A 21,512-nucleotide genomic window follows, 5' to 3' on the forward strand; every position below is an offset into this window, starting at 1 on the left:
CTAGAAATTATAAGATACATTCAACCGGAACTCACGCGGGGCATAGGGCACATAGGCGTAGAGACCTATTGGCCTTGTCCAGGCACTCCCATAATTGAATCGGTTTGTCAGGTTATTGATAAGACTATTGATTGTTATTTTGCCATTTGTCCAACCTAGACCAGCATCCAGGCGAAAGAGCGCTGCAATGGATGGAATTTCATCCTGCGGATATCGGCCAGCTCTACCAGCTTGATATTGGTAGCCTGTGGAAATACTCAGTCCCGTCAGTTTCTCAAAAGGAAGCCGATAATTTAGCCAAGTGTTTTGTATATGCCTTACGCGATAGGGGGTAGCCTTACCTACCAGTGCTGGATTGGCATCGGCGGAAATATAACTATCGGTATACGCATAATTAATGACGGCATTCAATCCCTTGACAATTTCACCTTTGAGGTCAAACTCAATTCCTTTGGACTTGGTCTGCCCAATTTGTGATTGCAGGTTTGTCGAAGGGTCGGTCACCAAAATATTGTCGCGGGTAATATGATAAAGGGATAGGGTACTGTTCCATTTGCCATTCCACCAGTCTTTTTTTATACCAATTTCATAATTTTTCCCGCGTAGCGGATCGAATGTTTTCCCTTCCGCACTTAAGCCACTTTGTGGCGTAAAGGTATGGTCATATAATGCATAAATCGAGGCGTTTGTGCTGAGTGCATAGTTTACACCGAGACGAGGTGTGAGGACGAGATCCGAAACACTGGATTTTGCAGGGATATCAATATCGCTTTTCGATCGTGTTAAGCGCGCCGCCAAGGTTAGATGTAGTTGATTCTGTAAGAAACCAAGTTCATCCTGTAGGTAGAAAGCTAAATATTTTATCTGCTGTTTATTTGTTGCAATGCTTTCGAGTGAACCTGACTTTTTGTTGTCATCGAATGGTGTACCATACACGGGGTTATTAACATCTAGCGGGTATAGCGTTTGGTTGGCACTTTTGTCATTATATCCTGAGTAGCCAAGTAACGACTTTCGATTTCCGTCCAAGCTGGCCAAAATGTGATGATCGAGCTCACCTGTTTTGAACAGACCGTTCACAAAGACCTGAATGGAGGCAACATCGGTCGTAAATCTTTCGTAAGTAACACGTCTTTTGATTTCGGATGGCCGGTTTTTATCATAGGCAGATACAAAAAAATAGTTGCCATCCATATGGCTATTGGCGTAAGCAGTTTTTGCTGTCAGGTTCCAGTTGCTGCTTAGTTTTTTTGTATACGTTAAAAATGCGCTGTGTTCGGCGGCCTGTACAGGATCCTTCGTTGGGTCAGCAATACTGAAATCACGTGGGAGCGATGCGAATCCATAGGGAGAGAATACCGTGAGTAGATATTGAAGGAAAGATTGTTTTTGAAAACTATACTCCGCCGTTAGGGCGGATGTGGAGTCTATGCTGTATGTCAGGCTCGGATTGACCACGACTTTGTCATTAAATGCAAAGCGTTGAAAAGAACGCGATTTTTGCCCTAACGCATTTAATCTATAGCGCCATCTTTTATCCTTATCAAAACTGCCGTCCAGGTCAGTGCCCAGACGGTAGAGATCCCAGCTTCCTGTCTGAAAGAAAACTTGGTTGGATGTGATACCTGTTGGTTTCTTGGTGACAAGGTTAAAAGATCCGGCAGGATCACCGATTGCATTCATAAAGCCCGAAGGGCCCTTGATAAATTCCAATCGATCGATCATATTGGCATCTTCAGGCATAGGCCCATAATAGATCATGGACATGTCAATACCATTGCGTAAGGTATTGATCCCAGCCCCGCGCATAAATAGAAAGGGACCATAAAAATCGGCGGTGTTGTTGCGCATGACACCACTGACATTCCTGCTCACGGCTTCATTGATATTAATTGCCTGCTGGTCGGTGATGATACTATGGTCTATTTCTTGAATATTTTGTGGAAGCTGGAGTAGGGGAATCTGTAGCTTTAAAGTGTTGGATGCAGCATCCAATTTGTATTTTCTGTAATATTTGGAAGTGACAAGAGCTTCGTTAAGTCTGATGCTATCGCGTAGCCTAGCTGATGTATCGGGTGAAGAATGTTGTGCATATACGATACTGCCTGACAATGCAAGCAATACGGAAAATGAGTATTTCATGAATTTATGTTGCCTTTGATGATTTTTTTCTAAGAATAATGCAATGGCCGATAGTGCCATTGTAGGAAAAGTAATTAGGCAGCAATAGGGGGGCGAAATAAACGATTTGAGTCTATACTGTGATATTTTGTAAAAACCGGTCCCAGTTGAATCGATTTTATTTCAACCGAAGCTGGAGTGAAGGAAAATAGTGAATACGAATTAATGAAATCATACACTTCAGCCTTAAGCTTCGCTGTTGGATTCTGCTTTTCTTTCTCCTGTGCCTTCCTGATTTTTTTCATTAACACACAATTTCCGTTACAGTGCAATTGTGGTTTATCGCGGTTTTCACAAAGATACTTCGCAATGTAATCTTTGTTGACATAAAATGCACCTATGACAACATACCCCCAGCTAGCTTGGACGAGCAAGGAAATTGTCAAGAAGTATAGGAGCATTTTTTTCATTTGGCCAAACTTAGATAAATTGTTTCTGAAATACAATTTAATTTTTTGGAAGTCAATTATTGCCTTACTGAACAGTTCGTATTTCTTGTTACTTATCCAAATGGGATGGGACGCTAATTAATTTTCAACACTAGTAAAAATGCTGTCGGGCTTTTCACTAAAACAAGACGTTTCAAATATTAGTTTAACAGCACTACACATTTTCATTGAGAATGTGTAGTGCTGTTAATTGCTTAATATTATTTGGAATAAATCTAAATAATTATTTATTTTGCGCACTTGGATGCACTACAAACATGGAACGAGATTAAAACTGGCGATAGCGACAGTTTCTTGGCTTTATACGACTCGTTGTATACAGCGCTGTTCCGTTACGGATTGAAAATTAATGCCGACCGTGAAGTTGTAAAAGAATCAATCCATATCTTGTTTTGTGACCTATGGGAAAAGCGGGGAAATTTACCCATACTAACTACGGATCCAAAATATTATCTCTTTGTATGGCTAAAACGTCTGATCTATAAACAAGGGGCTAACCAAAATATACCACTGGAAGAACTGTTGCACACACCGATAGAAGATTCGATCGAATCGCAAAAAATAGCAATTGAAGAAACATTGGAACGAGATCAGGCTCTACGCAAAGCGATGGCTAACCTGACAAAAAAACAGCAGCGTTATATTGAGCTAAAATTTTTCCATAATAAGAGTTATGAGGAAATCGCAGAAATGGAAAATGCAGCACTGAGAACAGTTTATAACGTTGTTTATGAGGCAATAAAAAAATTAAAGAGTTCATTATCAGTGGTTGTGTTCCTTATTTTAAATTTTTCCAAATAAAAACAGGTAAAAAAATGAGTTTTTGTGCACTACTGTGTAAACACAATATCGAGGAATGGAACAACCTACTTTGGAAAAACTGATCTGTAATGAATCCTTTATCAATTATTGTCTGCAAGTGAGGCTTGAGGATATGGAATATTGGAAACAATGGGTTGAGGCAAATCCGCAGCATCGGCAGCTTGTGGAAGATGCGAAAGGATTAGTCCAACTGATGCAGATGGTTCCAAGTCAGGCCCAGGTAGCAGAAGAGCGTGTCAGACTTCAGGCCTTTATCAATAAAAATGTTACTCCAGTGCATCGTTTACGAAACTACAGATGGATTGGCTATACAGCAGCTAGCCTCTTGTTGGTATCTATGGGTTTTCTATTCTTAAAAAGACAGTTGCCGATAGCGGAAAATGCCACTCAAACTGAACTTGTTAGCCAACTTGTACCGACCGGTAAGTATATGAATGTAATTTTAAGCGATAGTACCAAAGTGAAGCTCGGCCCAACGTCTACACTGCGATATCCAAAGCATTTCAATGGAGATAAGCGAATCGTTAGCCTCAATGGTGAAGGCTATTTTGAAGTCACTCATAACATCCATAAACCTTTTATCATCCAAACCCCTGATCTTGAAATCAAAGTTTTGGGAACTTCTTTTAATGTACACGCTTTTGAAAATGATGAGCTGTCAAAAATAGCATTGTTCACTGGAAAAGTAGAGGTATCAAAAGGAACAAAGAGGCTACTGCTAAGTCCGGGGCAGGCTATTGTTTATCATAAGGACAAAGCAACCTTTGCAGTAGAATCCTTTGATATAGCCAAAGAGAAGGAAAATATGACGGGTGTTTTGCATTTTGAGAAGGCCACTTTCAGCGAAATAGCCAAACAGCTGAACCGAAAATTTGGAATCATTGTGCAGGACCGACCGGATATCGAATTGATGTATTCGGGGACCATAGGGCATGAGCCGTTGGAAATGGTGCTTGAAAAGCTTTCCTTGACAACAGGCTATCAGTTCAGTATCGAATCCAATACACTTATCGTTCGTAAAAAATAACATCATATATCTATGTTTTCTAAATCCATCAATAGAAGCGCCCTGCTTCTTGGTGTAATTCTTTCTTTCCAGGTGTTAGCTGTCGATGCACAACAACTGAAGATTGAAAGTAAAAATCAACCACTAAAGTCTATTTTGAAGCAGATCGAAGAAAAATCGGGTTACAGTTTTCTCTACGACGAGTCTCAGATCAATATGGATCGCCGCATCAATATCGAGGTAAATGGAGCGCTTCCACAGGTTTTAAATCAACTGGAACAGTTGACTTATCTTAAATTACAGATCTCGGGTAAGAATATTTTGATCAGTAAAGCTTCTCTGGGTGTTTTATCAGGTAAGGTTGTCGATGAAGCAGGAAAAGGAATACCATTGGTAACCGTGCATCTTAAAGAACTTAACCAGTATTATTTCACGGATAATAAAGGGACGTTTAGATTCCAGTTTCCGGCCCATCGGCTAAAGTCAGCAAACTTGCAGTTTTCCATGATTGGAAGGCAAGGGACTTCCATTACAACTATTTTAAATGGGACAAATAATGCCATTGCCGACATTACATTACCGACGTTGAGTGTAGGGCTAGAAGAAATAGCTGTCACTCCCCGAACAAACAGGCGGCTGGAAAGCAATAGTTCACTTTATATCAACCGCGAAGTGATCGAACAGTCGGGCGCATTAAGTATTAATGATTTATTAAGCCTTATTCCTGGACAAAAGATCGCGGCACCCTCCTTACAACAGGTCCAGCAAGCCAATTTAAGAAGCGCAACATTGGGCACAAACTCTTTTTCCAACAAAGATCCATTTGCACTCAATAATTCTTTTGGTGTAGCACTGATCATGGATGGTATCGCATTGTCTAACAACGCCAATATGCAAACCTTAAATGTGGGAATCTATGGTATGGGAAATTCTTATGTCAATGGCAAAATATCCGGACTGAGTGGGAGTGACGCCAGTATAGATAACTATACAGGTGATTATACGTTTGGCGGTACCGATCTCCGACAGATTGCCACAGACAATATCGAAAGCATAGAAATTGCTGCTGGTGTACCTTCTGTAAAGTATGGGGATATGACAAATGGTGCTATTATCATCAACCGTATTGCAGGCAAAACACCACTCAATTTTAATGTTCAACTCCGCGACAATGCAACCGTTTACGGAATTAGTAAAGGTTTTGATACCCGAAAGTTTGGGGCCTTCACTGTTGGTGGAAATTTCACGCGCTCCTTTGAAGACAACAGAGATAAGTTGAAATCCTACGACCGTCTAGGCGGAAATATCATGTGGAGTACCTTCGCAGGAAAAGAAAAAGCTTTTACCAATACGTTATCCATAGATTATGGTCGCAACATGGATAAAGTCCGGCGTGATAGCGATGATCCAACGGCTGCGGTCATGCGTTTCAAATCATATAATTTCGCTATCGGAAGCCGCGCCAATTACCGGATTGATCGAGGTTTTCTTTCTAATATCGGGTTGAACATCCGTTATAGCGAAACTTATCAGAATACGTACAAAGAACAGGACGTCAACGGTACTTATATTATCTACTCAGATGCCACAGAAACGGGAGTTCATCAAGGCCAATATGCAAGCGGAATCTATCAGGCCGTAACCAATATTGAAGGGAAACCCATCGATTTAACAGCACGTCTGGATCTCACGGGCACATTTCAGACGGGCGAACTGCTGCATCAAGTGAATTTTGGCTCATTTTTAAATTACTCAAAAAATATTGGAAAAGGACAGATTGTCGATCCATCCAGACCCCGTAATAATACCATCGCGACAAATGCTGATATTCGGAAAGAACGCTATTATGACGTCTCTCGTATTCATGGACAACGTCAGCTGGGGTTTTATGCGGAGGATATATTTACGGCGAAAATAGCGCATCGAGACCTGAACGTCCGTATTGGGACGCGGTTGGACAAATTTGAAAAGTATGTTACATTTTCACCGCGGACGAATATTAACTATGCAGTTTCTCCAGCGCTGACCGTGGGGATTGCGTATGGCTGGGCAAGTAAGGCGCCCGCATTGGCGCAATTGTATCCAGGACCGGTATTTTATGAGATTCCCTTATATCAGCATACTGCCTTTAATGGAGGAAGTGTCGATGAGGCAAATAGCCTTTACCTGATGTATGTAGATAAATTTACACCGGATAATAGCAAGCTTAAGCCTTCGTTGTCCGAGCAGCTTGAATTTTCAGCCACCTATGAATATAAAGATTTTAAATGGGGGGTGAACGTTTATCATAAAAAGAATTATAGAGATGTCGTTACCGTTAACAGTTTTGAGAAAATCCTGCTGGACAAATACGACGATAATCCAGATCCCAATGCGGAAGTTCCTTATATTATTGAGGGGACAAAACAATATAGGCTATCGCGCTTTGAATTTATGAATGCTGGCGACAAAAGAACTCAGGGGATCGAATTCATGCTATCTACCCCAAAATGGACGGCGATCGCTACCTCATTTAATATAAGGGCGGGATTGACCAAATCAACCTATAGACCCTTGCAAAACATGGCGACATTTACCAACAACACGGGCAATCCCAATCGTGCAGAATCTGCAATATATCCAACACAGCGAAGGACGACTACGGTGAGCAACGCTGCAATTACTTCAAGTACACATATACCCAAAGCTAAACTGTTGATCAATTTCACAACCGAACTTAATCTCATGAATAAAACCAATACCGATGCGTCGGACGGTATACCTATTGGCTATTATACGCAGGATGGAACTTATCATGCCCTAGCCAATTTTGATCGCGATAACGTCGATTATGCCCATACCCTAAGGCCTATAGAGGAAATCAACAATCAGAATCAGCCGGCTGTCTATACAAATTTTCACTTAAATGTATCGAAGGAAATCAGCAAACGGCTAAGCTTGGCTTTCCATGTCTATAATGTATTTAACTATCGTCCACAGTATAAACGCTCTGATAATTCCATGATCATTCCAAATGGTAAACCTACCTATGGTGCGCAACTCAGACTTAAACTATAACGCCATGAAAATCATCATTAAACTTATACTTCTGATCTTTGGTTTTAGCTATCTTATTAGCGGGTGTCAAAAAGATATCTTTGCCGATAACGGTTCCGTAGATATCTCATTGAGTACGTTTTACGAAAGTGAAACCTATGCCAGCAAATTGCCTTTGAATGATATTACGCTAAATCTCTATACCCTGAAAGGCAAACTGCTGATGACGGTGAAATCTGATGAAAATGGTGTCGTTAAGTTTCTAGATCTGGCTCCAAATAGGTATAATGTTCAGGTCGTGAAAAAATTCAGTGCGGCAGAATTTAATCAGCTAACGGGGCAGCGTGAAGACAATGAGGTTACTTTTAGTTCTGTGATACGCCAGATCGAGGTCGTAAAAGGGGCGGCGGCAACACATTGGGATCTCTCTCTCCTGACAGGTAATAGTAATCAGGAAGGCTTGGTTATCAAGCAGATTTATTACGCAGGTTCAGACGCCAATCAAGGCGCTAGTTTTAGGGATCAATTTATCGAAATCTATAATAATTCCGATGAGATTCGCTATGCAGACAGTCTCTATATAGCTGAAGCTTTTGGTGCGACAAATGCGAGTACGACCTATGTATACCAACCCAATAGTGGACAGTATGATTGGAGTAAGTCTTATCGTATGCCACAGGATATTGATGCCAACAGTGATTATGTCTACGCTCATCTGATTATCCAGCTTCCGGGCAGAGGAAAAGACTATCCGATTCTGCCGGGCGAGAGTATTGTTGTTGCCTCAACAGCAGCCAATCATCAGTCGCCCTATGTAGGAGCCGACGGGGTAGCAATCTCTGTAAAGAATCCGGGCCTCACGATTGATCTCAGCAAGGCAGACTTTGAAGCTTACTATGTGCCCTATCTTGGAAGTACTAAACCTCTGGCATCTGACATCGATAATCCAAATGTCCCCAATATACGCCTGATCAACCGGGGGAATGGTGCTGACATGATTATGAACCAAGCGGGTCAACGCAGCTGGATCATTTTCCGTGATCAGAACATGGGGCCAGTAATCAATTGGAAGGGCTATATGCCGCCATATGCCGATGGAAGGGAAAATTTGGGAACAGATTACCTTCAGATTCCAGTAGCTAATATTTTGGATGGCGTGGAAATTCAGTCCTCAACCTCAACACAATATCCGAAACGATTTACGGCAAAAATCGATGCTGGATCTATCGCTGTAGACGGAGGTGCGCGTTCCTCAAATTCAGTTATTCGGAAAACAAAAGAGATCATCAATGGAAGAAGAATATTGGAAGATTCTAATAACTCAAGTGATGATTTTGTGTCAATGAAGGCAAATCCAAAGGGATTTATTGATTAAGCGAAGAGAAATGAAAAATTATATTCAAGTTACCTTATGCCTATTTGTTGGGGTGTTGTCCCAGCTTCCGGCCAAAGCGATAGCACGACAAGATACCATATCCTATATTCAATATATTGATCAAGATAGCATGCAATTGCGCTTACGGCAGTTTGCTATCGATAACCCGATGTGGCTGGAAAAGAAGGTGCCGCAGCGTTACAGTTTGATTAGTATGGGATACAATTCCACCTCGGGCGATTATCACCGTGCCCAGGACGCACAGCGGGTAAATATGCTGAATTTTAGTTCGGAGGGAGCTGTTACTATTAAAGATGTACGCTTGTGGGGGCGTTTCAATTATACGAGATCTGTCGAAGATAGTACGAGGTTTGCCCATCAGACCAGAGAAAACACCTCTTCCCCCTGGTATTTTGGCTCCTATGGCTACAATCATTATGAACGAACGACCTATCGTATCCAGACACGGGGACAGCGTTATTTTGCAGATAGAAAATATGCTGTCTTTGGTGGATTCGATTACCAGGTAGCAAATCATTTTAGCAATAATGATCCGAGAGGTAGCATACGCGTAGCGCAACTTAACGGTACGCTCGGCGGTAGTATGCGTATCGTCAAAAACGTCGATATTGGTCTCGAAGGGAAGTATGGTTATGGGCAGGAGGACTTTGAAATCGCTTATAAAAATGGAAATTCGGCCACAAGCGCTGTGGAATCGCCCTACATGAACTATATTATCAGAGGATACGGATGGAAGGTGAGTGACTGGCTACTGGAGCAGAAGATGTTCTATCAGAACGACATGAAGCGCTTTGGTGGTAAATTTTACTCCTCATTGAATTCTTCAATAGGGGATTTTTATGGCAATGTAGCTTATCTACGTGAGGAACAGAAATATCGACAAACGCTGCGTAACGAGTCTCGCATCAATGAACTCAGTCAGTATAATTTAAACCGACTAGATTACAATTTGGTGTGGCAGCTGTCATCAGGAAATCAGACTTATATGGCATCACTTGATTGGTCCAGTACACGTGGAAAGGACCAGGTAACAGAAAGTGGAAATGCACAGAATTATGTTTATCAGAATGATAATGGAGCATTGAATTTAGCTTATATGCTAGCGAAGAAAAAGTGGCGACACTATTACGGGGGTAAAATTGGTTTATTGAATGAAATCAGAAGGGATGGCGGCACTGGCACAAGTCTGGACTATGAGCATTTAAACTATCAACTCAATGGAGCCTGGACCTATATCACCGCTGCGAATCAAGAAATAGAATTTGGTCTCACAGGTTCTCTTCGCCAAAATATAGGAACATCCTGGTCGCTACCGCTAATCAATGAAAACGTATTCCATCAATATGTCTTTTATCATGATGTCCTTTATAATCGTGCAAATTTATATGGGGGTAAAGTAAAATTGGGTTTCAAACAGCGCTTAAAAAAGGGAAATTTCATTCATTTGATTGCAGACTATAATTATCAAAAAGCGGCATGTTTATCTGATCTGAATCGCGAGAATCTTGCCCCTATAGGGACCACCCGGAAACAAGTGAATTTAATGATAGCATATGGATTTTAGGAAGTGGACTTTGATGAAGAAGAATACACTGATTGTTATCGCAATCTTTATTGCACCTTTGTTGATTTCGGCATTTGCAAATCGTGCCGACGAGCAGGTAGATCTACAGGAACTGCGCGAACGCTACAGTAGTGGACGTCAGGAACTATGGCCACAGCCACATATTGACTCAGCTGTGAGACCTGGTTTTATGGATATCGGTGTATTGCCCCAGGTAAGCTATCCGGTGGATAATCCATATAGCAAGGAAAAATCGCTGCTCGGAAAGTTGTTGTTTTTTGACCCCAGACTTTCAGCATCAAAGCAAATCTCTTGCGCAAGCTGTCATGATCCGCAATTGGGATTTGGAGATGGAAAAAGCCTCGCGCACGGACATGGAAGGCGTGAGGGAAAAAGAAATGCGATGACGTTGTACAATGTCGCATTTTATAAGTCTTTAATGTGGGACGGCCGTGCTAAGAGCCTGGAAGATCAGGTCTTGCTACCGACACAAGACCATTTGGAAATGAATACACCGTTGGATACTTTAATAGCACATGTAAAAGCTGTGCGCGGCTATGCGAAATACTTCGAACAAGCTTTTGGGGATAAACAGATTACCTTGCTTCGAATACAACAGGCGCTCGCTACCTTTGAACGTGGTATTGTGAGCTATCCAACAAAATTTGATCGATTTGTACAGGGGCAGGCCGATGCATTGAACGATGAGGAACTCACCGGGCTACATTTGTTTCGCACCAAAGCACGTTGTATAAATTGCCACAATACACCTTTGTTCTCTGACAATCTATTTCATAATGATGGACAGACACTGTACGGAACCAAACAGCAGGATTTTGGCCACTACCAGCTCACCGGAGATCAGAAAGATATTGGCGCATTCCGTACACCATCGCTTCGAAATACAGGTCTGACAGGTCCCTGGATGCATCACGGCAACTTTCCAACCTTGCGTGATGTGGTCGAACTCTATAATCTTGGTAATCCAGCACCAATACAAAAGCATGTAAAAATTGATGAAAAGACAAGACCTATACATTCACCGCTGTTAAAGAGATTGAATTTATCGAGACAGGAAGTCGATGCGGTCATAGCTTTTTTACAGGCTATAAGTACACCGACACAACGTCGGATTGCTATGCCACAACTTCCTGAATAAGGAAAGCTATATCTTGTTAGCGAATCAAATTCCAGGCTGATTTTTAGTTGATTTTTTTCTTTTACGCCTTGCCAGGGATGGAATTGCAGCTGTAATTATTACTTTAAAGCAGCTGGAAAAGGCTTTATTTTCATGCTTAGAATCGCATTGGGGCCAGGAATATTCGCTTTTCGGCAGTAGAATTATTCGATCTTCTGTTCATAGAAAAAAAATGGTAGATTTGAATGTAAATTTTATCTACTTAAACTGAAAAGCAAAAAGTCGCGCATTAATCGATGAACTCCGATCAACAGATTTGGCAAATGTTTCAAGTTGGGCATGAACCGTCGTTCAAAATACTTTTTGAACGATACAACCAACTGTTGTTCAATTATGGGTTTAAGTTTACACAAGATGAGGTGATTATCGAGGATAGTATTCAAGAGTTATTTGTTAAATTATGGTGCAACAGAGAGAACTTAAGTACAGATGTTGCGGTCAAAAACTACCTATATAAGGCTTTCCGTCGTACGTTGGTAAAGAAAATCGAGCAATCACTTCGGCGGACAGAAGTGACCAATTCTTCCGTTGATTATTTGCCATTTACCATTGAGCTTCCACATGATCTTACTATAATCCGTCGGGAACGTGCTATGAAGATTCGGGATAGACTCGATCAAGCGCTGCAACAGATGACCGCTCGTCAGCGCGAAATTATTCATCTACTCTAGTCGATGTAGTGTTTATTGATGCTCTTATGGATACTTGCATATTTGTTTTTGACGAAGATGTTTCTGGGGAATTTAGCACAATTGATCTGTTGTATCGAGGTCGGTTTGAAAATGGCAATGAGCTAGCTGAGTTTGATGGTTCTGGACGATCTTTGTACTATATAAGTTTTTATAGCGGGCTAGAATTAGAGGTATTTGCGAAAGCATTAGTAGTTGAATTATAGAATAGATTTTAATAGAAGTATTATATCTCGATTTTGAAGCAAGATAATAGAAGTGATTAGATTGATTTTCGCGGACATTCATTTTCCGAATTTTTAGACAACCTATATTATCAAACAGGACGATGAAAAAGATTCTTTTGTTTATCATACTGATATTTTTTCTTAGCGGTTGCTTTCAAAAGCCTGCCCTTGACAAATCACGAATTGACTATAGAATAGGAAATAGTTTTATTCGACTTTATATTGATCATTCAGGCCACGCTACCGCTCAATCCGGACGGTTAATTGAAAAGGGTGATAATAGCATTGTCATAGATCGTATTTTAGATAGCACAAAGTTTACTGTTAAAGCTGGTGGTGAATTTATAAGTAGGTTGAGAAAAATTAATAATCCTGTAGTTGAAGGCGGGAATGGTTACAGTCGAACCCAAATATTTCTCGGTGACTCTTTGTGTTATGATACTAAGGTATATAGTTCGAATTTTTGGAAATTATATTCTATCATTTCTGAAGACATACCCAATGAATTTAATCCATTTAAAACACATCAATTTGATTAGTTTTTTCAATTAGACTATTGGTATGAATGATCTAATTAGTAAAAATGCAAATTAAAATAATGTTTCCTGTACCGTATTTTTTAGAATGGATCGATTTGTTTATATTTCCTTATTTAAATGGCCGAGTAAAAATTGTGTATGCAAAATATTAAAAGATGAGATCAAAAATTTTTAGACCTATTTTATTTGTTGTTGTCAGTAGTACGCTGTTGCTGGCATGCCAGTCACCGTCCATAAAAGATAAAATTGAAAATGATGATGTTATTGGTTTCCGCTCTGATGATGAGGCAATGAACGCAGCCATAGTAAAGGCGAAAAACTCACTCAATCTGTTTTTACAGGCTGTTGAAAAACCGCAAGAAGGGTATGAAGCATTTGCACTTAAAATTGCATATGATACTCCTGATAAAAGTTTCGAGCATATTTGGGTCGGCGATATCACCTATCAAAATGGTCAATTCACTGGCATTGTCTCTAACAGTCCGGTCTCTACGAAAGAGGTCGCTCTTGGCGATACCGTAGTGATTGATAACCAAAAAATATCAGATTGGATGTATTTAGAGAAGGGAGTATTACGAGGAGGTTATACGATCCGTGCCATGCGTGATCAACTGTCAGGATCAGAAAAGGAAGAATTTAATAAATCGATCGATTTTGTTATAGAAGACTAGGTTTTTTTTACAACATAACAATAAGGTCCCATACTGTGCAGAAGCATACATATAGCAGATATATGAAGTGAAAATGACTGTTTTTTTTGTTAAGTTAGCTTCTATGAGATTTTATGAAAAGAGGAATCCTACAAGTGTTAATGGGTAAGTCCAGTTTTTTTAAGTATTGCTTTTCTTGCATCCTTTATTGCCTGCTTGCCTTATTGCTTGTTAGCTTTATGGGAGGTATAATTGCCATTATGTTAATTTGTTCGTAGTAAGAAAGAAAATTCAGACTTTCGATTGCCGTCATATGAAATATCTTTCGTTAATTATTGAATTAAAAAAGATAAAGAACTTCGTGAATAAATTTTGATGCTCTCGCTACAACTCAATAATTGAAGTATGCACTTGAAATATATAAATGATACCAAAAAAAGAAACAATCGCAACACTCAGTAAGAAGTTATCGTTGCCTTATACAGGTACGGAGCAGGACTGGGATATTGAGATGGCAGACTCCAATCGCATCAATGAATTTATCGAGTGGTATCATCAATATGAATTACCTTTTGAGGAAAAAGTGGCATTAATGTCTCTGATCATTGCATCTTATGATGATTTTCTAAATGAGAATAATGTAGAGATAGATTACAGATGGGTTATCATTAAGGCGATGTTAGCAAAGGATAGAATACACTTTGTGGGGTTGATAAATTATTGGTCACTGCGTAATCAAACGGATATTTTCAGGATAACACCTCTTATGAGGACTGTATAATGTGAATAGCTAGAAATATCCCATCTGGGTAGTTGGTTGTCAGCTAAATCAGGATGACATCATTCATCCAGTTCTAAGAATGTCGGTAAATCTGATGTGATGCTAAGTGAGATTTCGGTACTAGTTGGCCAAATATGATCCGAATATTCATGCTTGAAGCTTCTCATTAAACGATCAAATAGACTAAGAATTTGTTCTCTTGATTTCATTTATTTAAATTTCCTTAATTCTTCCAGCAATTTATTCTGCCTGGTAATGAAAGTATTCAGGCTATCCATTTTTAGGGGATGTGCATTTTGATACTTTTCAATTTCAGGTAGCGTTTTTCTGATCTTAAAAGCAGTGTACATGCTAACCAGCTTTTCAGTATTTTTAGTTATTTGACTGATATGATCTGTTATATTTTTTACTTTAAGATCGTATCGATCAGCACTGGCGCTAATTTCTTTTTGTACCTGTTGTTTTACAAGTGAATCTGTAATGGCCTTCGTTTGATCATCGGCATCCTGGTAATAAGATTTAGTGGTGTTCAGTACATTGTTATATACCGCTAAAACTTCTTCTGTTTCCTCCAATGTCTTCACAATCCTGGAATTGAGTGCTGTAAGATTTTTATCATCTTTAATTAATTCGGAATAGATATTGTTTACAGTTATGTTATTTCCACGATAACTTTTAAAAGAACCTGAAACAGCAGATTCAGCATTGTCCACCGCATTTTCTACAAGAGGTAAATTTTGTTGCTTATTTTCTTGGCAGGAAAGGATAGACAGAGCCAGTGTGGAAGCGAAAAGGACATTTTTCATAATAGTTTTGCTAAATGGCGTAATATTGTAACCATCCTATATGTCTTCATAATTAAATATACACATTTAACTCACATTTTACCAATTATCTTTAACTTGCCGAATGTCTTATCGCGCTAGTGGGGAGCAGGCTTAGAATAAAGATTATAAATATGCCATTTTAATAATGATGAAAGACCAAGATTTGTTTATTAAAGAGTTGATTCAATTGTTTCCGAGTTTGAAAGAAGAGTTTTTAGACGAAGATTGCAGGGCTTCTATTACCTTTCAAATGGGCCGATTTAAACGATTTATACAGCAAGCGATAGCTAAAAATGACGGGGATAAGTTTGATGTTATGGTGGATTTTTTAACCAAGAATTTGCCTTTAGTTGATAAACGGGTTCAAAATGCCATTTATCTAAGTTTTTTGCGTAAATTGGATTTTTCCGAAAATCCTGATTTAAAAAAACGCTTAGGACAGCATTTAGGTAAGGCCTATACTGATATAGAGAATTACAATAATTCTCCAAGAAACAATCGCGGCACCGAGTAAAAAGTCAAATATGCAAGATTCAATGATGATAAAAGACGCGCTTTGGAGCCAGTTTGGAGCTAGTTTAGACATGCTCGAAAACGCAATCCATATGTGTCCCGATGAACATTGGGACACCGCATTAGATTTTTGGTACCTGTCTTTCCACAGTCTCTTTTGGACAGATTATTATTTATCGGTAGAACCCAATAAATTTGAGCCACCAAAACCGTTTACTTTTTCAGAATTTGATCCGACGGGCAAAAAACCGGACCGGACATATACCAGGTCGGAAATTCTTGCGTATTTGGAGCACTGTAGACAGAAAGCTAGAAAGCATATAGAAGAACTCACACCGAGCAGAATGAATGCCCGTTGGATCAACGAATCTAAAAACTTTTCTCTCCTTGAGATTCTATTGTATAATATGCGGCATATTCAGCATCATGTTGCACAATTGAATTTATACCTTAGACAGACTATTGATCGTGCTCCGAAATGGGTATCTCAGGTGAAAAAATAAACTAGTGCTAAGGCCGAGTCGAGACGCTTTTTTTAAACGCCTGTCTCTACAACAATGTCGCAGAAGACAAACCTACTATTCGTTATCACTAAAAAAAATGACCAAATGAAATTATAGACCTGCTTTTGATGATGGGATATGTATTGATTAGGATCAAGTTGTCTTGTAAAATGTATTTACATGGACAAGATCAAGATTTTAAGTACTACTGTAGCAGATTATCAAATTCACTCGTATTGTTGATGTATCAATAATAAATAACCAAGAAGTTATGAAAAGAAATTACAGAATCTTATTTCCAGCCATCATTATTGTCGTTCTTAGCTCTTGCAAAAAAGATGAAAAGATAGCCATTGATAACCTTATCGGTAAATGGACCGTGGCAAATGATGATTCTAAAATTGCCGTAGATGGTTCCGTTACATAAAAATTCAACTCAGATATGACCTGTATTAAGAATATCTACGATGCGCTTTCAAATCGAGATACCACTATTTACAGAACCTATGTATTAAGTAATGATAAGACTTTGGTGACGCTCTACGATGAACGCAAGATATATACAGAACAGTATCTGATAAAAAAATTGAATACGAAGGAAATGAAATGGGAGAACGCTTCCCCAAATGACGGTAACGAGAATAAGAGGTTAGTTCGATCTAACGATCAATAGATTTCATTAACTTTTCAGATGAATGCGGGGCAGGAATCAAGAAGATAATGGCAAATATGGGCATCGGATCTTCAGTCGCAATCATGACAATACGAATGGATATATAATTAAATAAAAGTAAATTTTATCTTAAAGGCCGGTATTTATATAACATTCACCTTTTATTTAGATTTGAGAAATAACTGGTACAATAACTGCTTAATTACATAAATGACTTTTAGAACCGGTTCGCAACGGTATTGGGAAAGGGAATCAATCTCAAAAAATCATTCAAAGAAATGTTCAGAAATAAGACCGCAAACTGTAATTCATAGATCGAAATGAGAAAGATTATCTGGAGAGGCTTGGTTTATAAATCCTGGGAAGATTGCACGATAGAACTGAAAAATGATGCCTATTATGTAAAATCGTCTATCATTGGCAACTATTTGAACCGTATTTATAATGTAGATTATGTTTTAAAAATAGACAGAAATTGGTGCATACAGGAATTTGAAATAAAAACAGAAATTGAAGGGCACAAAAATTTAATTATCGGGACAAACGCTGCAGGTTTATGGTCGATCAATGGAATTCCTAGACCGGAGTTCAATGAATTTCTCTTTATCGATATTTCGGTTACACCTTTTACAAATACATTGCCAATCAATAATCTGTTACTGGATATAGGGCAATCAAAGTCTATTGATGTCATATACATCAACATTCTTGAAAATGAAATAAAGCCAGTCAAACAGCTTTATTGCAGAAAAAAGAAGGATGAATATCTGTACGATAATCTTGATACCGTATTTTCCTCGTCGATCACAGTCGATCAGAAAGGCATTGTAAAGAGCTATCCCGGTCTATTTGAATTAGTTTTGGAAGATTAGGGAAGATAAAACAATCCCTATTCATATGGGATTTAAGAGTCAAGTAATAGCTTCAGATCTTCAATCACTTTTGACCAATATGCTCTCGTCACTTCACGTTGGCTTTCATTCTTTAATTTATCAACATGAAATGAAATTGTTGTTTTATCTTGATTTTTCGAAGGAATAAATCTGATCTGTAAATTGGCTTCTTCTGTGAAATCTTTGTGCCTCCACTTTGTCCGGATATGGGAATATTTATTAAAAGTTGAAAAACCCTGGTCTACACCTTCAGACCAATAACTTAATCCCCTGTCTGAAAAAAAGACATTCCACAGTGTTTCCAGGTTTGCTGGCAAAGTTTTTCTGATTCCGAACTGCCAACCTGCATCTTTTGTTAATCCTACGTTATTTTTCATGTAATTGTGTTTCTTGTTAAAGGTGATTTCGTATTTGAATTTAATTATTTCTTTTCAATAGAAGCAAATGCCCTGACCGGAAAAGTCCCCACACCTTTAAATTTTGGTGGAGCGGCTGTAAACGTAAAATTCTCAGCAGGTAATTTATTCAAATTGCAGAGATGTTCAACGATTAAAATCCCGGCACCCAATAGCACCGTATGGACAGGTCTTGTTCTGCCATCCGTGTCATCTATATTATGGGAATCAATACCTACAAGTTTAACTTTACAGTCCCGGAGATACATTGCCGCCTGTTCGGTAAGAAACGGATGGTTTTGATAATATAGCTCCGTATTCCAATGTTTATCCCAGCCGGTCTGTATTAATACAGCCTTATTCCTGATTTCTCTATTTTTAAGATGAGCTTCTGTAATTTTCAGGGTTTCTGTAAATGGTATATGGATCATCACAGCATCCAGCTGCGCAAAATCTTTTAATACTGTTTGAGCTGTGTCTTTGCCATCCGCAAATCTATGAAATGGACAATCGATATAAGTTCCGGTGTTAGTGACCATCTCTATTTTTCCAATCTGAAAAGATGTATCGCTATCATAGTTCTGTTTTGATTGTTCCCTGGAGAGATAGTCGCAAATAATCGGTGCGGGTAGCCCCTTGTAAGTAATCAGGCCATCCTCTATTGTATGACTTAAATCTATTAAGAAATCTTCCGCCACACTTTCATCAATTGGTTTACGTTTATGGGGCTCAATGAGGATTTCTTTGTTAAGGATATTAACTTTTCCTACCATGAGCAACTGCATATCTTCAACGATGTAGTCCGCCAGGGCACTGTCAATGATATCGTCTCCAGATATATCTAATCTGAAATCTTCCCCTTTGATACTACCGCCGTTCGTAAAGAATATCTCGAAGTCAAATTTTACTCTTTTTTCCATAAATGATTTCAATTTTACTATGACAAAAGTGTGGAAATCTAAATATTGTTTACTTGATTTAGATCAATTTGGTTGATTTTTTTACTCCTGATCCTACTGAGTGTTTCAGGACTCATCCCAAGGTATGAAGCAATATGGAAAAGCGGTATCCGATTATCTGCATCAGGGAATTGTTTTAGAAAATAGTGATATCGTTCATTGGCATCCAAAAGCAGAAAGGAACTTTCCCTGCGGCATTTTTTGATATATTCATTGGCTAAAATATTATTCAATAAAATATTCCATTTGGTATCCTTCCGGAGCAATTTATCTATGAGATCCTTTGGTATGCTTATTAAATCACAATGTTCAATGCATTGAAAATGCAAGTTCGTTTTTTCCTGGGTAAGAAAACTTGTAAACGCAGTAAAAAAATCATTTTCAAAAAAGAATTCGGTATTGATTTCTTTATAATCTTTCTGATAAAAACTTCTAACAGTTCCCTTTTCTAGGAAAAAAAGCCGATCGGCAACATGCAGCGGTCTGATCAGGTTATTTTCCTTTTCTGCGGAAAAAATGCTGATACTATCCGTCAAGAGTAGAACCTCCTTATCATTCAAAGGGAACAACTGCCTAATAATTTTAATTAAATGATGTAATCGATTATCTTCCAAATTTTATATTTTAAAAATTCAATAATTGGTGCATATTCTTGACAATGTAGATAAAATCTTATTAATGAAAATAGTAAAGATTCTTCAATTGGATATATTAAATTTGTTAAACATACCCGAAATACACAAAAATGAAAATTAAACCAAATTATAGATTTTACAGTCTCCTGGTTTTATTGCTGTTCTCGGTACGGTACTTACCTGCCCAGACTACTCGTGCCGATTACAATTATTTTATGGAGGAGTTTCAAAGACTTTTTAATGAAAAAAAATCAGACGTGATTTACGGGCAATCGTCCGCCACTTATCAATCTAAAATTTCAAAAGAAAAGTTTTCGTTGGGAATGCGGAAGTTTGTGGCAAATGTGGGCATGATGCAATATTTTTCTCTTATTGATTCTACTAAAAACGGGTATAATTATACCATTCAATTTGAAAACTCCGAACAATTATTTTCTGTGCTGCTTGATAATGAGAAACAGGTTCTAAGGATGAATTTTAAGGAACTGCCATTTTTCATAGAAGATAAGAATTTCAAAGCAGAAAGTAATAATCCGTTAAAAGACTCCATAGATTTGCTGGTGGAAAAAATCGTCAGGCCTTATATTCAAAAGGGTGCTGCCACAGGTATTATGTTAGCGGTAATTGATGGAAAGCGACAAAGAAAATATAGTTATGGAGCTATTGCTAAGACAAGTAAACAACTTCCAGATGCTTCCAAAAGTATTTTTGAGATTGGGTCAGTTACAAAAATTTTCACCTCACTTTTATTGGCAAAAGAAGTCGTTGATGGCAATATGCAATTAGAGGATCCGATCAGTAAATACCTGCCCGATTCCATTCCTCGTTTAGCATGGCATGGTCATCCCATCACACTTGTGCAATTATCAAATCATACCGCTGGATTTCCTCGGCTCCCAGATAATATTTTTACGACTAATGCCGTTCCGGCAGATCCTTATAGTCATTATAAGGTTGATTCACTCTTTCATTTCCTTAAAAATTATCATGTTTCGTCTCAGACCGGAGCCAGATTTTCTTATTCAAATTTAGGCGCTGGGGTTTTAGGTGTAGCATTAGAACGTCATAGTAACAAAAGTTTTGGACAATTGGTCATTGATAATATTTGTTTGCCCTTGGGAATGAAAAATACATCGCTAGGGGATACCGACGTGGTACAAGGATACGATGAAAAAGGAAGGCCAACGTCGTATTGGCACTTGGAATCTTTGGCGGGATCTGGTGCCATAAGATCTACATTGGACGACATGATTATTTTTATGAAGGCACAGTTAGGCTTCAAAAATAAACTGACAAAGGCTATTCATTTAACTCATCAGCTGACTTTTGCGGATAAAGATCAGGTGATGGCATTAGGGTGGCGTGTTAAAAAAGCTGGGAGTAAGGCGATATTTCATCATTCTGGAGGTACAGGTGGATTTAGGTCTTTTGTGGCATTTGATGATAAATCTCAAAAAGCAATTGTTATTCTGTCCAATGCTGCATTGGATGTCACCGCTATCGGATTTTCGATATTTGAAAATCACCTAGACCAATCTCCCTTTGAAAGATAACGGCTTGCGCAATAATCAGAGAC

General features: G+C 38.7%; 23 protein-coding genes. 17 read left to right on the plus strand and 6 right to left on the minus strand.

Annotation, left to right across the window (positions count from 1 at the left end; genetic code table 11):
* A complete protein-coding gene (locus tag OK025_RS14620) occupies positions 1-2,142 on the minus strand; it encodes a TonB-dependent receptor (protein WP_317664788.1) in 2,142 nt (713 codons plus the stop codon).
* 74 nt (positions 2,143-2,216) lie between these two features.
* The gene (locus OK025_RS14625; RefSeq protein WP_317664789.1) at positions 2,217-2,591 is read right to left on the minus strand and encodes a hypothetical protein; all 375 of its coding nucleotides are present in this window, start codon (positions 2,589-2,591) and stop codon (positions 2,217-2,219) included.
* Positions 2,592-2,870: 279 nt separating this feature from the next.
* Between OK025_RS14625 and OK025_RS14630 the strand changes: the two genes are divergently transcribed.
* The 11 genes from OK025_RS14630 to OK025_RS14680 all read left to right on the plus strand — a co-directional run bounded on the left by OK025_RS14630 (position 2,871) and on the right by OK025_RS14680 (position 14,538).
* Positions 2,871-3,431, plus strand: a complete 561-nt coding sequence (locus tag OK025_RS14630; RefSeq protein WP_317664790.1) for a sigma-70 family RNA polymerase sigma factor — start codon at positions 2,871-2,873, stop codon at positions 3,429-3,431.
* A gap of 55 nt (positions 3,432-3,486) precedes the next feature.
* Positions 3,487-4,479, plus strand: coding sequence for a FecR family protein (locus OK025_RS14635; protein ID WP_317664791.1), 993 nt, complete (start codon positions 3,487-3,489; stop codon positions 4,477-4,479).
* Between the two features lie 12 nt (positions 4,480-4,491).
* Complete coding sequence (locus tag OK025_RS14640) at positions 4,492-7,515, plus strand: TonB-dependent receptor domain-containing protein (RefSeq protein ID WP_317664793.1); 3,024 nt, start codon at positions 4,492-4,494, stop codon at positions 7,513-7,515.
* A gap of 4 nt (positions 7,516-7,519) precedes the next feature.
* Positions 7,520-8,869: a DUF4876 domain-containing protein gene (locus tag OK025_RS14645; RefSeq protein ID WP_317664794.1), complete on the plus strand. Its 1,350-nt coding sequence runs from the start codon at positions 7,520-7,522 to the stop codon at positions 8,867-8,869.
* A 10-nt stretch (positions 8,870-8,879) separates the two neighbouring features.
* Positions 8,880-10,454: a DUF6850 family outer membrane beta-barrel protein gene (locus OK025_RS14650; RefSeq protein WP_317664796.1), complete on the plus strand. Its 1,575-nt coding sequence runs from the start codon at positions 8,880-8,882 to the stop codon at positions 10,452-10,454.
* A complete protein-coding gene (locus OK025_RS14655) occupies positions 10,444-11,613 on the plus strand; it encodes a cytochrome-c peroxidase (protein WP_317664798.1) in 1,170 nt (389 codons plus the stop codon). The genes OK025_RS14650 and OK025_RS14655 overlap by 11 nt, the downstream gene beginning before the upstream one ends.
* Positions 11,614-11,888: 275 nt before the next feature.
* Complete coding sequence (locus tag OK025_RS14660) at positions 11,889-12,323, plus strand: RNA polymerase sigma factor (protein WP_317664800.1); 435 nt, start codon at positions 11,889-11,891, stop codon at positions 12,321-12,323.
* Between the two features lie 26 nt (positions 12,324-12,349).
* Complete coding sequence (locus OK025_RS14665; RefSeq protein WP_317664801.1) at positions 12,350-12,547, plus strand: hypothetical protein; 198 nt, start codon at positions 12,350-12,352, stop codon at positions 12,545-12,547.
* Positions 12,548-12,669: 122 nt separating this feature from the next.
* The gene (locus OK025_RS14670; RefSeq protein ID WP_317664803.1) at positions 12,670-13,107 is read left to right on the plus strand and encodes a hypothetical protein; all 438 of its coding nucleotides are present in this window, start codon (positions 12,670-12,672) and stop codon (positions 13,105-13,107) included.
* Between the two features lie 155 nt (positions 13,108-13,262).
* The gene (locus OK025_RS14675) at positions 13,263-13,778 is read left to right on the plus strand and encodes a YegJ family protein (RefSeq protein WP_317664805.1); all 516 of its coding nucleotides are present in this window, start codon (positions 13,263-13,265) and stop codon (positions 13,776-13,778) included.
* A gap of 403 nt (positions 13,779-14,181) precedes the next feature.
* Positions 14,182-14,538, plus strand: coding sequence for a hypothetical protein (locus tag OK025_RS14680; protein WP_317664807.1), 357 nt, complete (start codon positions 14,182-14,184; stop codon positions 14,536-14,538).
* 209 nt (positions 14,539-14,747) lie between these two features.
* On the opposite strand, the gene OK025_RS14685 is transcribed toward OK025_RS14680, so the two are convergent.
* Positions 14,748-15,344: a hypothetical protein gene (locus tag OK025_RS14685; protein WP_317664809.1), complete on the minus strand. Its 597-nt coding sequence runs from the start codon at positions 15,342-15,344 to the stop codon at positions 14,748-14,750.
* A gap of 166 nt (positions 15,345-15,510) precedes the next feature.
* Here OK025_RS14685 and OK025_RS14690 point away from each other — a divergent pair, with 166 nt between their 5' ends.
* The 5 genes from OK025_RS14690 to OK025_RS14710 all read left to right on the plus strand — a co-directional run bounded on the left by OK025_RS14690 (position 15,511) and on the right by OK025_RS14710 (position 17,926).
* Complete coding sequence (locus OK025_RS14690; RefSeq protein WP_317664811.1) at positions 15,511-15,879, plus strand: hypothetical protein; 369 nt, start codon at positions 15,511-15,513, stop codon at positions 15,877-15,879.
* A gap of 10 nt (positions 15,880-15,889) precedes the next feature.
* Positions 15,890-16,381, plus strand: coding sequence for a DinB family protein (locus OK025_RS14695; RefSeq protein ID WP_317664812.1), 492 nt, complete (start codon positions 15,890-15,892; stop codon positions 16,379-16,381).
* A gap of 271 nt (positions 16,382-16,652) precedes the next feature.
* The gene (locus OK025_RS14700) at positions 16,653-16,808 is read left to right on the plus strand and encodes a hypothetical protein (protein ID WP_317664814.1); all 156 of its coding nucleotides are present in this window, start codon (positions 16,653-16,655) and stop codon (positions 16,806-16,808) included.
* Between the two features lie 15 nt (positions 16,809-16,823).
* Positions 16,824-17,054 carry a hypothetical protein gene (locus tag OK025_RS14705; protein WP_317664815.1) on the plus strand — a complete coding sequence of 77 codons (231 nt, stop codon included), beginning with the start codon at positions 16,824-16,826 and terminating at the stop codon, positions 17,052-17,054.
* A 320-nt stretch (positions 17,055-17,374) separates the two neighbouring features.
* Positions 17,375-17,926, plus strand: a complete 552-nt coding sequence (locus tag OK025_RS14710) for a putative glycolipid-binding domain-containing protein (RefSeq protein ID WP_317664817.1) — start codon at positions 17,375-17,377, stop codon at positions 17,924-17,926.
* A 32-nt stretch (positions 17,927-17,958) separates the two neighbouring features.
* On the opposite strand, the gene OK025_RS14715 is transcribed toward OK025_RS14710, so the two are convergent.
* From OK025_RS14715 to OK025_RS14725, 3 genes are read right to left on the minus strand one after another with little or no spacing between them, the layout of a single operon-like run.
* Positions 17,959-18,324, minus strand: a complete 366-nt coding sequence (locus OK025_RS14715) for an SRPBCC domain-containing protein (protein WP_317664819.1) — start codon at positions 18,322-18,324, stop codon at positions 17,959-17,961.
* A 44-nt stretch (positions 18,325-18,368) separates the two neighbouring features.
* A complete protein-coding gene (locus OK025_RS14720; RefSeq protein WP_317664820.1) occupies positions 18,369-19,262 on the minus strand; it encodes a cyclase family protein in 894 nt (297 codons plus the stop codon).
* Between the two features lie 38 nt (positions 19,263-19,300).
* Positions 19,301-19,915 (minus strand): Crp/Fnr family transcriptional regulator, encoded by a 615-nt coding sequence (locus OK025_RS14725; RefSeq protein WP_317664822.1) that lies wholly within the window; start codon positions 19,913-19,915, stop codon positions 19,301-19,303.
* Between the two features lie 131 nt (positions 19,916-20,046).
* Here OK025_RS14725 and OK025_RS14730 point away from each other — a divergent pair, with 131 nt between their 5' ends.
* Positions 20,047-21,489 carry a serine hydrolase domain-containing protein gene (locus OK025_RS14730; RefSeq protein ID WP_317664823.1) on the plus strand — a complete coding sequence of 481 codons (1,443 nt, stop codon included), beginning with the start codon at positions 20,047-20,049 and terminating at the stop codon, positions 21,487-21,489.
* Positions 21,490-21,512 lie beyond the last annotated feature (23 nt).

The sequence above is a fragment of the Sphingobacterium sp. UGAL515B_05 genome, from assembly GCF_033097525.1.
Classification (GTDB): domain Bacteria; phylum Bacteroidota; class Bacteroidia; order Sphingobacteriales; family Sphingobacteriaceae; genus Sphingobacterium.

Bases quoted from the DNA above. Each gene is read 5' to 3' on its own strand.
- OK025_RS14625 (WP_317664789.1), bottom strand. From the start codon at position 2,591: ATGAAAAAAATGCTCCTATACTTCTTGACAATTTCCTTGCTCGTCCAA.
- OK025_RS14645 (WP_317664794.1), top strand. From the start codon at position 7,520: ATGAAAATCATCATTAAACTTATACTTCTGATCTTTGGTTTTAGCTAT.
- OK025_RS14700 (WP_317664814.1), top strand. From the start codon at position 16,653: ATGAAAAGAAATTACAGAATCTTATTTCCAGCCATCATTATTGTCGTT.
- OK025_RS14685 (WP_317664809.1), bottom strand. From the start codon at position 15,344: ATGAAAAATGTCCTTTTCGCTTCCACACTGGCTCTGTCTATCCTTTCC.
- OK025_RS14730 (WP_317664823.1), top strand. From the start codon at position 20,047: ATGAAAATTAAACCAAATTATAGATTTTACAGTCTCCTGGTTTTATTG.
- OK025_RS14655 (WP_317664798.1), top strand. From the start codon at position 10,444: ATGGATTTTAGGAAGTGGACTTTGATGAAGAAGAATACACTGATTGTT.
- OK025_RS14660 (WP_317664800.1), top strand. From the start codon at position 11,889: ATGAACTCCGATCAACAGATTTGGCAAATGTTTCAAGTTGGGCATGAA.
- OK025_RS14640 (WP_317664793.1), top strand. From the start codon at position 4,492: ATGTTTTCTAAATCCATCAATAGAAGCGCCCTGCTTCTTGGTGTAATT.
- OK025_RS14705 (WP_317664815.1), top strand. From the start codon at position 16,824: ATGACCTGTATTAAGAATATCTACGATGCGCTTTCAAATCGAGATACC.
- OK025_RS14670 (WP_317664803.1), top strand. From the start codon at position 12,670: ATGAAAAAGATTCTTTTGTTTATCATACTGATATTTTTTCTTAGCGGT.
- OK025_RS14690 (WP_317664811.1), top strand. From the start codon at position 15,511: ATGATGAAAGACCAAGATTTGTTTATTAAAGAGTTGATTCAATTGTTT.
- OK025_RS14715 (WP_317664819.1), bottom strand. From the start codon at position 18,324: ATGAAAAATAACGTAGGATTAACAAAAGATGCAGGTTGGCAGTTCGGA.
- OK025_RS14675 (WP_317664805.1), top strand. From the start codon at position 13,263: ATGAGATCAAAAATTTTTAGACCTATTTTATTTGTTGTTGTCAGTAGT.
- OK025_RS14620 (WP_317664788.1), bottom strand. From the start codon at position 2,142: ATGAAATACTCATTTTCCGTATTGCTTGCATTGTCAGGCAGTATCGTA.
- OK025_RS14665 (WP_317664801.1), top strand. From the start codon at position 12,350: ATGGATACTTGCATATTTGTTTTTGACGAAGATGTTTCTGGGGAATTT.
- OK025_RS14695 (WP_317664812.1), top strand. From the start codon at position 15,890: ATGCAAGATTCAATGATGATAAAAGACGCGCTTTGGAGCCAGTTTGGA.
- OK025_RS14710 (WP_317664817.1), top strand. From the start codon at position 17,375: ATGAGAAAGATTATCTGGAGAGGCTTGGTTTATAAATCCTGGGAAGAT.
- OK025_RS14650 (WP_317664796.1), top strand. From the start codon at position 8,880: ATGAAAAATTATATTCAAGTTACCTTATGCCTATTTGTTGGGGTGTTG.
- OK025_RS14635 (WP_317664791.1), top strand. From the start codon at position 3,487: ATGGAACAACCTACTTTGGAAAAACTGATCTGTAATGAATCCTTTATC.
- OK025_RS14720 (WP_317664820.1), bottom strand. From the start codon at position 19,262: ATGGAAAAAAGAGTAAAATTTGACTTCGAGATATTCTTTACGAACGGC.
- OK025_RS14680 (WP_317664807.1), top strand. From the start codon at position 14,182: ATGATACCAAAAAAAGAAACAATCGCAACACTCAGTAAGAAGTTATCG.